The 12,383-nt window shown below is 63.7% G+C and carries 12 protein-coding genes and 1 riboswitch; all 12 genes read left to right on the top strand.

The window, feature by feature from the left end; all coding sequences use genetic code 11:
- Positions 1-321: 321 nt before the first annotated feature.
- The 12 genes from cobT to CSQ93_RS21520 all read left to right on the top strand — a co-directional run bounded on the left by cobT (position 322) and on the right by CSQ93_RS21520 (position 12,381).
- Entirely contained in the window at positions 322-1,362 is a 1,041-nt protein-coding gene (cobT, locus tag CSQ93_RS21575; RefSeq protein ID WP_099379799.1) for a nicotinate-nucleotide--dimethylbenzimidazole phosphoribosyltransferase, read from the top strand.
- Positions 1,363-1,366: 4 nt separating this feature from the next.
- Positions 1,367-2,173: an adenosylcobinamide-GDP ribazoletransferase gene (locus tag CSQ93_RS21570; protein ID WP_099379798.1), complete on the top strand. Its 807-nt coding sequence runs from the start codon at positions 1,367-1,369 to the stop codon at positions 2,171-2,173.
- Positions 2,174-2,179: 6 nt separating this feature from the next.
- Positions 2,180-2,734, top strand: a complete 555-nt coding sequence (locus tag CSQ93_RS21565) for a histidine phosphatase family protein (RefSeq protein ID WP_099379797.1) — start codon at positions 2,180-2,182, stop codon at positions 2,732-2,734.
- A 44-nt stretch (positions 2,735-2,778) separates the two neighbouring features.
- Positions 2,779-3,020, top strand: a riboswitch (cobalamin riboswitch).
- A 10-nt stretch (positions 3,021-3,030) separates the two neighbouring features.
- Positions 3,031-5,010: a TonB-dependent receptor domain-containing protein gene (locus CSQ93_RS21560; protein WP_233516286.1), complete on the top strand. Its 1,980-nt coding sequence runs from the start codon at positions 3,031-3,033 to the stop codon at positions 5,008-5,010.
- A gap of 88 nt (positions 5,011-5,098) precedes the next feature.
- On the top strand, positions 5,099-6,124 hold the full coding sequence (locus tag CSQ93_RS21555; RefSeq protein ID WP_099379795.1) for a FecCD family ABC transporter permease: 1,026 nt from the start codon (positions 5,099-5,101) through the stop codon (positions 6,122-6,124).
- Positions 6,121-6,888 (top strand): ABC transporter ATP-binding protein, encoded by a 768-nt coding sequence (locus tag CSQ93_RS21550; RefSeq protein ID WP_099379794.1) that lies wholly within the window; start codon positions 6,121-6,123, stop codon positions 6,886-6,888. The genes CSQ93_RS21555 and CSQ93_RS21550 overlap by 4 nt, the downstream gene beginning before the upstream one ends.
- Position 6,889: 1 nt before the next feature.
- The gene (gene cobO, locus CSQ93_RS21545) at positions 6,890-7,528 is read left to right on the top strand and encodes a cob(I)yrinic acid a,c-diamide adenosyltransferase (protein ID WP_099379793.1); all 639 of its coding nucleotides are present in this window, start codon (positions 6,890-6,892) and stop codon (positions 7,526-7,528) included.
- A gap of 7 nt (positions 7,529-7,535) precedes the next feature.
- A complete protein-coding gene (cobU, locus tag CSQ93_RS21540) occupies positions 7,536-8,102 on the top strand; it encodes a bifunctional adenosylcobinamide kinase/adenosylcobinamide-phosphate guanylyltransferase (RefSeq protein WP_099379792.1) in 567 nt (188 codons plus the stop codon).
- On the top strand, positions 8,096-9,049 hold the full coding sequence (cbiB, locus tag CSQ93_RS21535) for an adenosylcobinamide-phosphate synthase CbiB (protein ID WP_099379791.1): 954 nt from the start codon (positions 8,096-8,098) through the stop codon (positions 9,047-9,049). The genes cobU and cbiB overlap by 7 nt, the downstream gene beginning before the upstream one ends.
- Positions 9,042-10,028, top strand: a complete 987-nt coding sequence (cobD, locus tag CSQ93_RS21530; protein ID WP_099379790.1) for a threonine-phosphate decarboxylase CobD — start codon at positions 9,042-9,044, stop codon at positions 10,026-10,028. The genes cbiB and cobD overlap by 8 nt, the downstream gene beginning before the upstream one ends.
- On the top strand, positions 10,025-10,924 hold the full coding sequence (locus tag CSQ93_RS21525) for a cobalamin-binding protein (RefSeq protein ID WP_099379789.1): 900 nt from the start codon (positions 10,025-10,027) through the stop codon (positions 10,922-10,924). The genes cobD and CSQ93_RS21525 overlap by 4 nt, the downstream gene beginning before the upstream one ends.
- A gap of 26 nt (positions 10,925-10,950) precedes the next feature.
- Positions 10,951-12,381 carry a cobyric acid synthase gene (locus CSQ93_RS21520; RefSeq protein WP_099379811.1) on the top strand — a complete coding sequence of 477 codons (1,431 nt, stop codon included), beginning with the start codon at positions 10,951-10,953 and terminating at the stop codon, positions 12,379-12,381.
- The last annotated feature ends 2 nt before the right edge of the window (positions 12,382-12,383 follow it).

Below are 12,383 nucleotides of genomic sequence, written 5' to 3'. Positions count from 1 at the left end.
AAGATTGACGCTGCACTTACATCAAATGCCCACACTTATCGACTGTTAATTGTTAAAGAACTGTATTCGGTTACTGCTTTCGCGCTATCGACAAAGCGTTGTGTTTGTCAGCTGCGAAGAAGGAAGATTATGAAGCATTTCACTACATCCGTCAACTCCTTCTTTTTCTCGTCTCACTCGGCATTTGCATGCGTCGTTCAGCGAGGGGGCGAATTATAGCCCTGGCCCGAACTCCCCGCAAGCGCTAATTTGCATCCGGGCAAATATTGCTGTGTGATATCGTAGTGCCGACCATACCCTGCCTCATCCATATAGATTCCCATGCCTATCCCACACATTACCTCTACCGCCAATCCCGCCCTGGCCAGCGCACTCGAACACGCCATCAATAGCAAGACCAAGCCGCTGGGCAGCCTCGGCATGCTGGAAACCCTGGCCCATCAGATCGGGCTGATCCAGCAAGGCACGCAACTGGCATTGCACCAGCCTGCCATCATCGTTTTCGCGGCCGACCATGGCGTCGTCGCCGAAGGCATTTCCGCCTATCCGCAAAGCGTGACCTGGCAAATGGTAGAGAACTTCCTCGGCAATGGCGCCGCCATCAATGTCTTCGCCCGCCAGGCCGATTGCGCCCTCTATATAGTAGACGCTGGCGTGAACCATGATTTCGGCCCGCGCGACGGCTTGCTTGACCGCAAGCAAGGCCCCGGCACCCGCAACTTCGCCCAGGAACCCGCCATGAGCCAGGAACAATGCCTGGCCGCCATGCGGGCGGGCATGGACCTGGTTGCCACCCTGGATGGCAATGTACTGGGCTTTGGCGAAATGGGTATCGGCAACACCACCGCTGCCGCGGCACTGATGCACAAGCTGACGGGCACGCCCGTCGCCGATTGCGTGGGCGCCGGCACCGGCCTGTCGAAAGATGGCGTGTTGCATAAACAACGAGTGATCGAAGCTGCCGCTGCCCATCACGCGGCAGTCCATGAGCCGCTCGACGTGCTGGCCACCTTTGGCGGCTTCGAAATCGCCATGATGGCCGGCGCCATGCTCAAGGCGGCCGAACGGCGCATGATTCTGCTGATCGACGGCTTCATCGTCAGCAGCGCCCTGCTGGTGGCGGCCCGTCTGCAGCCGGCCATCCTCGATTACTGCGTGTTTTCGCACTGCTCCGATGAAAACGGCCATCGCCAGTTGCTGGCCAGCCTGGGCGCGCGTCCGCTGCTGCACCTCGATTTGCGCCTCGGTGAAGGCACGGGTTCGGCGCTGGCCTTGCCGCTGCTGCACGCGGCCGTCAACTTCATGCGCGAGATGGCGACGTTTGCCTCGGCCCAGGTCAGCGAAAAGTCCACGCCAGACTAAGACGATGACCAATCCCGTTTCTGCCGCAGTCCACCAGTGCCGATTGTTCTTCATCGCGCTGCAGTTCTTCACGCGCCTGCCAATACCGCGCTGGGTGGGTTTCGAGCCGGCCTGGCTGCAGCACGCCTCGCGCTACTTTCCACTGATCGGCGTGGTGGTGGCGACCATCAGTGGCGCCGTGTATCTGGTCGCCAGCTGGCTCCTGCCTTCGGCGGTGGCCGTGCTGCTGGCCGTCGCCGCCGGCATCTACCTGACGGGAGCCTTCCATGAAGACGGTTTTGCCGACATGTGCGACGGTTTCGGCGGCGGCATGACGCGCGGGCGGGTGCTGGAAATCATGAAGGATTCGCGCATCGGCGCGTATGGCGCCATCGGCATCCTCTGCCTGCTGGCGATCAAGTGCGCGGCGCTCGCTTCACTGCCGCCTGCAAAGGTGGTGGCGACATTATTCATCGCCCACCCGCTCTCGCGCCTGGCCGCCGTGTCGCTGATCTGGCTCATGGATTACGCGCGCGACGAAGGCAAGGCCAAACCGATGGCGCAGGAGATGACGACGGGAGAATTCATCATCGCCGCTACCTGCGCCCTGTTGCCCGCCATCGCCTGCGGCCTGCTGGGGATATTTGACTGGGCCACGCTGGTCTTTGCCGTCGTGGCGGCGGCAACTGCCGCATTCTGGCTGGGCCGCAAATGCCAGCACCGCCTGCAAGGCTACACGGGCGACTGTCTGGGCGCAGTACAGCAACTGGCGGAAGTGGCGATTTACTTGGCCATCCTGTCCAGCTTTCAACCTCCATTGCGCTTCTACTAAACAAGCATGCGCCTGATCCTCGTTCGCCACCCCACGCCGCAGGTAACCAGCGGCACCTGCTATGGCCGCAGCGACGTGGCGGTGGCGCCGCACGAATTGGCCGCCGTGCGCGCCAGCCTGCAAGCGACTTTGCCGGCCGGCGTGCCGCTCTACACCAGTCCGCTGCGCCGCTGCGCCGGCTTGGCGTCAGCCTTGGCGCAAGACCTGCCTTCCAGCGCCCTGCGCCTTGACGCGCGGCTGGCCGAGATGGATTTCGGCGCGTGGGAAATGCAGCCCTGGCACGCGATTGCGCGCGCGGACATCGATGCCTGGGCCGCCGACCTGGCCTGGTACCGCCCCGGCGGAGGCGAGAATGTGCTGGCGATGGCCACCCGTGTCGATGCGTTTTTAGGCGATCTGTTGCGCGAACAACACGAAACGGTGGTCATCATCTGCCATGCGGGCACCATCCGCCTGCTGTCGGCATTGCAAGCCCGGTTGCCATTGGAGGAAACGGCCCTGCTGGCTGCCCATTCCGCCCATAAAATCGCCTACGGTGCGACGGTCGTCGTCGATTTCTGATATCGAATCGTCCAGCCAACCATTTCAGTCCACGTCCGCTGCACGTATAATGGCGGGGTTTTGGTGCCCGCGCTCATGTCCATGAGCGCAGTTAAACGGGAAACACGATGCCGCGCTCGCGGCGAACGTGTGCTGCCCCCGCAACGGTAAGCAAGTGTCGCCCCTCGCAACAGGAAGCGGACGACAAGCTATCTCTGACAACCACTGTGCTTGCAATCATCGAGCATGGGAAGGTGGGATAGCCGCACTTGCCAGCCCGGATACCGGCCAGGACAGGTGGAAGTGTGCGAACGGGGATGTTCGCGATCCGAATGGCCCATGGCCATCTTCGATCGTCATCTTCAGTTCCCACTTCTGTTCAATCTAGCCTACGGGGACGTCGGCTGGTTGCATATTACTTACTGAAAACTATCATGACCCATGCTGTTTCCCGCCACGCGGCGCTCACGTCGCTCGCGCTAGCCATTGCCGCGCCTGCCGCTTTCGCCCAAGCCACGCCAGACACCTTCGATCCCATCGTCGTTACCGCCAACCGCTACCCGCAGCACCTGAGCGAAGTATTGAGCGATACGCAAACCATCAGCTCGGAAGACATCGCGCGCTCGGGCGCCGGTACGCTGATCGATCTGCTGCAAAAGCAGCGCGGCATTGAAGTCAATCGCTATGGCGGCCCAGGCACCGATTCGAGCGTATTCATCCGCGGTGCGAACGGCAACCAGAATATCGTGCTGGTCGACGGCGTGCGTATCGGCTCCGCCACATCTGGCACTGCCAGCTGGAGCGCCCTGCCGCTGTCAAGCATCGACCACGTTGAAATCGTCTACGGCCCACTGAGCACCATGTATGGCGCCGATGCCGTCGGCGGCGTGATCCAGATCTTTACCAAGAAAGGCGACGGCGCGACGCGCTTTTCCGCCTTCGCCGGCTACGGCCGCGACAACACCCGCCAGCTGGAAGCCAGCGTTGCCGGCTCTACCGGTGGCAACAACAGTTTCAGCTACGCGCTGACTGCGGGCAAGGAAAAATCGGATGGATATTCCGCCACCAAACCTGGTAATTTTTCCTATAACGGCGATAAAGACGGCTACGACAAGGAAAGCGTCAGCGGCCAGTTTGGCTACCAGATGGCCAAGGGACATGACGTCGGCCTGGTTTTCCTGAACAGCAAACTGGATGCACAATACGATGCGGGCTTGAACTTCGACGCGCGCAACGACAAGAAACAGGAAAGCATTTCAGTCTTCACGAAGAACCAGTTCTTGCCGAACTGGACCAGCGAGCTGCGCTACGCAGAATCGAAAGACAAACTGACCGCAGTATCCGCCGCAGGCACCTCCGGCAGAAGCCAGTTCGACACCAAGCAAACTGACATCAGCTGGCAAAACGATATTCTCATTGGCCGCGACACCCTGCAACTGCTGGGTGAATACCGTGACGAAGACGTCGTGAGCTCGCTCGAAGGCCTGTCCGGCGGACGCAATACAAAGTCTTTCGCGGCATCGTACAACCTGGTGCGCGGCGCTCACCTGGCCAGCATCAGCGGCCGTCGCGACGACAGCTCGGTGTACGGGACGCACAACACGGGCAGCGTCGCCTATGGCTACCGTTTCAGCAACGCTTTGCGCGCCAGCGCCAGCTATGGCACCAGCTTCCGCGCACCGTCCTTCAACGATCTGTACTACCCTGGTTTTGGCATCCCCACGAACAAGCCAGAAAAAGGCCGCAATGCTGAAATTGGATTGCACTACAACGACGGCCAATCGCAACTGAGCGCGATCTACTATCATAACAAGATTACCGATATGATCAACTACGTAGCGGCTTGCCCAGTTATTGGCTGGAAACCAGGCTATGGCTGCAGCACGAATGTCGACAAAGCTCTGCTCGAAGGCGTGACACTGGCTGGCGCGCATAAATTCGGTGCCTTCAACGTCAGCGGCAATATCGACCTGCAAGATCCGCGCAATGAATCCATCGACAAGCAACTGGCGCTCCGCGCAAAAAAACACGCCAATTTCGCTGTCGATTACACGACCGGTCCTTTGACCGCCGGTACGGAATGGCAGTTGTCGGGCAAACGTTTTGCAGATCTCGCCAACACAAGCACTCTCGGTGGCTATGGCTTGCTGAACCTGTACACCACCTACCAGTTCGCGCGTGACTGGTCGGTGCTGGCACGCTGGAACAACATCACCAACAAAGACTATGAACTGAGCCGTTTCTACGCGACGCCACGCTCGAACCTCTTCGTTGGCGTACGCTACGGCATGAAATAAGCACGTAGTAATGATGTAAGCTGCGGGCGATGGCATGCCGCCATCGCCCGCAGATGCAGTTCTGCAGTCCCCGTTTTTAAGGCAGTACATGCACCCATTTTTCCGCAATATGCGCCACCGCGCCACCGTGATCCTCACGGTGCTGATCGTGTGCGCGATTGCCAGCCTGATTTTCTCCGGCATGATCGGTTCGATCGCGATCCCGCTCGCCGACCTGCCTGCCGCCCTGCTCCATGTCGTGCAGGGCAAGGCCGACACTCTCGCCGCCACCTTGCTTGACCTGCGCCTGGGCCGGGCGCTGACCGCCTTTGTCACCGGCGCGGCGCTGTCGCTGGCCGGCGTCATGATGCAGGCGCTGCTGCGCAACCCCCTGGCCGACCCGTACGTGCTGGGCATTTCCGCCGGCGCCTCCGTCGGCGCACTGGCCGCATTGCTGTTCATGTGCGCGCTGTGGGTGGTCGATGCGGCCGCCTTTGCCGGCGCCGTCGGCGTATCGATGCTGCTGTACTTTTTTGCCCGGCGCGACCTGCGCGGCGGCACGGCAGCCGAAGGCGGCGCCTCGCTCCTGCTGCTGACGGGCGTGATCCTGGCCTCGGCCTGCATGGCCATCGTCACCCTGATGCTCTCGATTGCCCCGGAAAGCCGCTTGCGCAGCATGGTGTTCTGGATGATCGGCGACCTGTCCGGCGCACCGGCGCGGCTGATGCCCTGGCTGGTCCTGGCCGGCGCCCTGGTCTTCGCCTTGCGCTGCGCGCGCTCGCTGAACGTCATGGCGCTGCATGCGGAAGCGGCCAGCACCCTGGGCGTGCGCGTGGGCGCGCTGCGCAAGGGCCTGTTCTTCTGTTCCGGCCTGCTCACGGCCAGCGCCGTCACCAGCGCCGGCAGCGTGGGCTTCGTCGGCCTGATCGTGCCGCATGCGCTGCGTTTTGCCTGCGGCCCCGATCATCGCCTGTTGATACCCGCTGCCGCGCTGGCAGGCGGCACCTTCCTCGTGCTGGCCGATACCCTGGCGCGCACCGTGCTGGCACCGTTGCAGTTGCCCGTCGGCGTGGTGACAGCCATGATCGGTGCGCCCGTCTTCCTGTACCAACTGCACCGATTACGCCGCACATGATACGTACTTACCAACTCGGCCTGAAGGCGGGCACGCGCTGCCTCGTGGAAAACCTCATCTGGCACATCAGGGATGGCGAATGCTGGAGCGTGATCGGCCGCAATGGCGCCGGCAAAAGCACCTTGCTGCGCACCCTGGCCGGCTTGCGCGAACCGGATACGGGCCACGTGACGATACAGGGCCGCGCCCTGATCGACTGGCCGCTGGACGCACTGGCGCGCGAACGGGCTTTCCTGGCGCAGGCGCGCCATGACGCGTTCTCGTACCGCGTCATCGAAACCGTGCTGTCGGCGCGCCACCCGTATCACGACAACCATTACTGGGAAGGCAGCGACGACCAGCGCATCGCCCTGGCGGCGCTGGCCTCGATGGAAGTGGAACACCTGGCCGAACGCGATGTGCGCAGCCTGTCCGGCGGCGAACGTCAGCGTGTGGCGATCGCCGCCATGCTGGCGCAGGATACGTCCTTGCTGCTGCTCGATGAACCGGCCAATGCGCTCGACCTGGCGCACCAGGTCAGCGTCATGGGCCTGCTGGCTAAGCTGTGCCGCGAACAGAATAAAACCGTGGTGATGGTGGGGCATGACCTGAACCTGGCGCACAGCGTTTCGACCCATGCGCTGCTGCTGATGGGCGACGGCGGCTGGCTGGCCGGTCCCGTGGCCGACGTGATGCAGGCATCCATCCTGAGCGACTACCTGGGCCACCCGATCGAGATCATCGATCACGGCAAACGCAAGATATTCATACCGAAAGAGGACTGACATGAGCGACAACATCGACGCGGACACCGCAGCCAATACCGCAGCTATCAACGAACGCCACCGCGTGCGCATGGAGCGCAAGAAGGCCATCATCGACGCGGCCATCGCCAAGGCCGACAAGGAAATCGGCATCATCATCGTCAACACGGGCAATGGCAAGGGCAAGAGTTCGAGCGGCTTCGGCATGGCCATCCGCGCCATGGGCCACGGCATGAAGGTAGGCGTGGTGCAGTTCATCAAGGGCGCCATGTCGACGGGCGAAGAAAAATTCCTGCGCCGCTTCCCCGACGAAATCAGTTTTCATGCGATGGGCGAAGGCTATACTTGGGAAACGCAGAACCGCGAGCGCGACATCGAAAAGGCCGAACTGGCCTGGGAACAGGCGAAGACCTTTCTGGCCGACCCAAGCTACGGCCTGGTGCTGTTCGACGAACTCAATATCGCCCTCAAATACAACTACCTCGACGTCCATAAAATCATCGCCGACCTGCTGGAACGCCCGGCCATGCAGCACGTGGTCATCACGGGCCGCGGCGCGCCGGACGAATTGATCGCGATCGCCGACACCGTTACCGAAATGGCCGTCGTCAAACATGCGTATGCGGCCGGCATCGGCGCGCAACTCGGTACCGAGTGGTAACAGCGCCATGACGCGCACACTGGTCTTCGGCGGCGCCCGTTCCGGCAAGAGCGCTTATGCGGAAACGCTGGCCCGCGAGTCCGGCAAGGAAGTACTCTACCTCGCCACGGCGCAGGCGGGTGACGGCGAGATGGCCACGCGTATCACGCATCACCGCGCGCAGCGCCCGGCCGGGTGGGTGACTATCGAAGAACCGCTGCGCCTGGGCGACGCCATCCTGCGGGAAGCCCGGCCCGGCCGGCTGCTGCTGGTCGACTGCCTGACCCTGTGGCTGACGAACCTGATGTTTTCCACTGGCGAGACGTATCCGGATGTGGGCGACATCACCCTGCCAGAACTGTTCCACAGCGAGCGCGCGCACCTGCTGTATGCGCTGGCGGAAATCGAAGACACAGCTTGCGACATTGTGCTGGTATCGAATGAAGTGGGCATGGGCATCGTGCCCTACGGCGCCATTTCGCGCTGCTTCACCGATGAAGCAGGCCGCTTGAACCAGGCCGTGGCGGCCGTCTGCGACAGGGCTGTCTTTGTCGCCGCCGGCTTGCCCCTGTACCTGAAAGGCGGCCCATGCTGAGCGGGCTGTCGCTGCCCATGCTGGCCGCCTTGATGACGGCCGGCGTGCTGCTCGACCTGCTGATGGGAGAAACGCGCCGCTGGCATCCGCTGGTCGGTTTTGGCCGCTTCGCCAGCGCTCTGGAACGCCTGCTGAACCGGGGCCGTGGGCGTTTGCTGCGCGGCGCGCTGGCGTGGTCGCTGGCCGTGCTGCCCATCAGCTATGCCGCCTACTGGCTGTGCGGCCTGGCCGGTGCGGCGCTCCACGTTTTCCTGCTGTATCTCTGTCTGGGCCTGCGCAGCCTGCGCGACCACAATCAACCGATTGCCGATGCATTGTCCATCGATGACCTGGACAACGCACGTCTGCTGACGGCGCGCATCGTCAGCCGCGACACGGCCAATGCCGATGCGGCCAGCCTGGCCAAGGCCAGCACGGAATCCCTGCTGGAAAACGGCAACGACGCCGTCTTTGGCACCCTGTTCTGGTTTGCCGTGGCGGGCGGGCCCGGCGCCGTGCTGTTCCGCCTGGCAAACACGCTCGACGCCATGTGGGGTTACCGCAACGCACGCTACGACTGGTTCGGCTGCTGCGCCGCGCGCATCGACGACGTCTTGAATTACCTGCCGGCGCGCCTGACGGCCATCTCCTATGTCATGCTGGGCAAGAATATGGCCGACAAAAAACGCGCGTGGCACTGCTGGCGCACGCAGGCGCCCAACTGGGGCAGTCCGAACGCGGGCCCCGTGATGGCCAGCGGCGCCGGGGCCCTGGGCCTGGCTTTGGGCGGCGACGCCATTTACGACGGCGAGCTGGAACGCCGCCCGCCTTTGGGCAGCGGCCGCCCGGCCGAAGCGCGCGACATCGACCGCGCCTGGCGCCTGGTGGCCGAGACGGCCTTGTTGTGGCTGATCTGGATGGCGCTGCTGGCGGGCCTGTTCTACCTGAAGGGGAAATACCTTGCTTGAACATGGCGGCAACCTGCGCGACGCCGCGCGCGAATATGGACGACCACTGGCCGACTGGATCGACCTGTCGACCGGCATCAATCCGCACGGCTATCCCGTGCCCGCCAGCAGCGCCAGCGCCTGGCACCGGCTGCCGGAAGCCGATCCTGCGCTGGCGGCAGCCGCCTGTGCCTATTACGGTGCACCAGCCATGCTGCCGATCGCCGGCACGCAAGCTGCCATCCAGGCCCTGCCCCGGCTGCGCGCGCCGTCGCGCGTGGTGGTCGCCGCGCCGTCGTATGCGGAACACGCGCACCACTGGGGCCAGCACGGTCACGAATTGCGACAAGTGCCGTATGCGCAGCTGGCCGATGCCATCGACCACTGCGACGTGCTGGTCATCTGCAATCCGAACAATCCCACCGGTGAGCGCATCGCTCCCGCACTGCTGCTGGAATGGTCGGGCAAGCTGGCCGCGCGCGGCGGCTGGCTGGTGGTCGATGAAGCGTTCGGCGACACGGAAGCGCAAGCAAGCCTCGGGCCGCACACAGGCCAGCCGGGCCTGATCGTGCTGCGCTCGGTGGGCAAATTCTTTGGCCTGGCGGGATTGCGCCTGGGTTTTGTCGCCGCCCATCCCGCCCTGCTGGTGCAACTGGCCGACATGCTTGGACCGTGGACCGTCAGCGGTCCGGCGCAGCAGGTGGCGCTGGCCGCCTTGAACGATACGCACTGGCAGGAGGCGATGCGCGAACGCCTGCGCGGCGATGGCGAGCGCCTGCGCCAGTTGTTGGCCGCGCACGGCATCGCCAGCAACGGCACGGCGCTGTTCCAGTGGTGGCCGGAAGCACGCGCCGAAGCGTTCTGGCGCCACATGGCAGAATCGGGCATCTGGGTGCGCCTGTTCCGCCACGCGGCCCATGGCATCCGCCTGGGCTTGCCCCCCGACGAACACGCCTGGCTGCGCCTGCAGCAAGCCCTCACCACATGGAAGCACACATGAACCACTTGAAAACAGCACTGCTGCTGGCCGGACTGGTCTCGCTGCAAACACACGCCGCCATCACCGTGCGCGACGACGACGGCAATACCGTCACTTTGGAAAAACCGGCGCAGCGCATCCTGGCGCTGGCGCCGCATGTGACGGAGCTGCTGTTCGCGGCCGGCGGCGGCGAGAAGATCGCCGGCGTCGTCAGCTACAGCGACTATCCGGAAGCGGCAAAGAAAATCACGCAAGTGGGCGACAACCGCCAGTACGACATGGAGCGCATCATTGCCTTGAAGCCGGACCTCATCGTCGTGTGGATGCATGGCAGTGCCGAACGTCAGATCGCCATGCTGCGCCAGCTGAAGGTGCCCATCTATCACAGCGAACCGCGCAAGCTGGCCGACATCCCCGACAGCATGGAGCGCCTGGGCCAGTTGATGGGCACGGAAAAAGTCGCCAAGCCGGCCGCCGCCCAGCTGCGCGCCAAGCTGGCCAGCTTGACGGCGCAATACGCGCAGCGCCCGCCCGTGCGCGTGTTTTACCAGGTATGGGACAAACCGTTATATACCTTGAGCGGCGCGAGCATCATCAGCGACTCCATGCGCGTATGCGGCGCGCAGAACATCTTTGCCGCGATGAAGGTGGTAGCGCCCGTCGTCACGCCGGAAGGTGTGCTGCAGGAAGACCCGGAAGTCATCTTCGGGACAAGCGAAAAAAGCGATCCGCGCAGCGAAGGCGGCCTGGCTATGTGGCGCGCCTTCCCGTCGATGACGGCCGTGCGCAAGAATAACCTGTTCCGCCTGAATGGCGACCTGCTGAACCGCGCCGGCCCGCGCATGATCGAAGGTACGGCCGCCATGTGCGAGCAGCTGGAAGCGGCCCGCCAGCACCGCACGAAAGCCGTCCCATGACGCAGCAAGTGCCGTTTCCAGCGCTGATGGTGCAAGGCACGACGTCGGATGCGGGCAAGAGCACCATCGTCGCGGCCCTGTGTCGATTGTTGAAACGCCGTGGCGTGATGGTAGCGCCGTTCAAGCCGCAAAACATGGCCTTGAATAGCGCCGTAACGAGCGACGGCGGCGAGATCGGCCGCGCGCAAGCCTTGCAGGCGCTGGCGTGCGGCATTGCGCCGCACACGGACATGAATCCGGTACTTTTGAAACCATCGTCGAACACGGGCGCGCAAGTGATCATCCACGGCAAGGTGCGCGCCGAGATGGATGCGCGCGACTACCAGCAATACAAGACCATCGCCATGGGCGCCGTGCTGGAATCCTACACGCGCTTGCGCCAGCAGTACGACGCAGTCGTCGTCGAAGGCGCGGGCAGTCCCGCCGAAGTCAATTTGCGCGCGCGCGACATCGCCAACATGGGCTTTGCCGAAGCCGTCGACTGTCCCGTGATCCTGGTGGCCGACATCGACCGGGGCGGCGTCTTCGCCCACATCATCGGCACCCTGGCCTGTCTGTCCGACAGTGAGCGGGCGCGCATCCTGGGCTTCGTCATCAACCGCTTCCGCGGCGACGTCTCGCTGCTCACGCCAGGCATCGAGTGGCTGGAACAGCAGACGGGCAAACCCGTGCTGGCCGTGCTGCCCTACCTGCAAGGCTTGTTCCTCGACGCGGAAGATGCCGTCGAAGCGATGCAGGCCGAACGCGGCGCCTTCAAGGTGGTGGTGCCGCAACTGCCGCGCATCAGCAACCACACGGATGTCGACGCGCTGCGCGCCCACCCCGAGGTCGACCTGCAATTCGTCCAGCAAGGGCAGCCGATTCCGCCGGCCGACCTGGTAATCCTGCCTGGCAGTAAAAACACGCGGGGCGACCTGGCCTGGCTGCAGCAGCAAGGCTGGCCCGCCTACCTGGCAAAACACCTGCGCTACGGCGGCAAGGTGCTCGGCATCTGTGGCGGCTTCCAGATGCTGGGGCAAAGCGTGCGCGATCCGCTGGGCGTGGAAGGCGCGGCGGGAGAGTCAACGGCGCTGGGATTGCTGGACATGGTGACGGAGCTGACGAGCGAAAAACGCCTGGAACAAGTGAGCGGCTACTGCGCGTTTTCCGGCGCGGCCGATGCGCCCGTGGCAGGCTATGAAATCCACATGGGACTCTCGCATGGCGCGGCGCTGGCGCAGCCGGCCTTTGTCATCGATGGGCGGCCGGAAGGAGCCATGTCGGGCGACGGGCAAATCCTCGGCAGCTATTTGCACGGCATGTTCGACACGCCCGCCGCGTGTTCGGCGCTGCTGCGCTGGGCGGGGCTGGACTCCGGCCACACGGTGGACACCGCCGCCCTGCGCGAGGCCAGCCTGGAGCGGATTGCCGATGCCGCCATACCGCTGCTGGCTGCGCTGGATCACATCAAACGCTAGCG

Origin of the sequence: Janthinobacterium sp. BJB426, assembly GCF_002735705.1 — a bacterium.
In the GTDB taxonomy this organism is placed as follows: domain Bacteria; phylum Pseudomonadota; class Gammaproteobacteria; order Burkholderiales; family Burkholderiaceae_D; genus Janthinobacterium.
The sequence above is the reverse complement of the archived record's forward strand: the minus strand, read 5'-3'. Positions and strand labels throughout refer to the sequence as shown.

Coding starts and splice junctions, on each gene's coding strand:
- CSQ93_RS21525 (WP_099379789.1), top strand. CDS start 10,025: ATGAACCACTTGAAAACAGCACTGCTGCTGGCCGGACTGGTCTCGCTG.
- CSQ93_RS21565 (WP_099379797.1), top strand. CDS start 2,180: ATGCGCCTGATCCTCGTTCGCCACCCCACGCCGCAGGTAACCAGCGGC.
- cobO (WP_099379793.1), top strand. CDS start 6,890: ATGAGCGACAACATCGACGCGGACACCGCAGCCAATACCGCAGCTATC.
- CSQ93_RS21555 (WP_099379795.1), top strand. CDS start 5,099: ATGCACCCATTTTTCCGCAATATGCGCCACCGCGCCACCGTGATCCTC.
- CSQ93_RS21560 (WP_233516286.1), top strand. CDS start 3,031: ATGTTCGCGATCCGAATGGCCCATGGCCATCTTCGATCGTCATCTTCA.
- CSQ93_RS21550 (WP_099379794.1), top strand. CDS start 6,121: ATGATACGTACTTACCAACTCGGCCTGAAGGCGGGCACGCGCTGCCTC.
- cobT (WP_099379799.1), top strand. CDS start 322: ATGCCTATCCCACACATTACCTCTACCGCCAATCCCGCCCTGGCCAGC.
- cbiB (WP_099379791.1), top strand. CDS start 8,096: ATGCTGAGCGGGCTGTCGCTGCCCATGCTGGCCGCCTTGATGACGGCC.
- CSQ93_RS21520 (WP_099379811.1), top strand. CDS start 10,951: ATGGTGCAAGGCACGACGTCGGATGCGGGCAAGAGCACCATCGTCGCG.
- cobU (WP_099379792.1), top strand. CDS start 7,536: ATGACGCGCACACTGGTCTTCGGCGGCGCCCGTTCCGGCAAGAGCGCT.
- CSQ93_RS21570 (WP_099379798.1), top strand. CDS start 1,367: ATGACCAATCCCGTTTCTGCCGCAGTCCACCAGTGCCGATTGTTCTTC.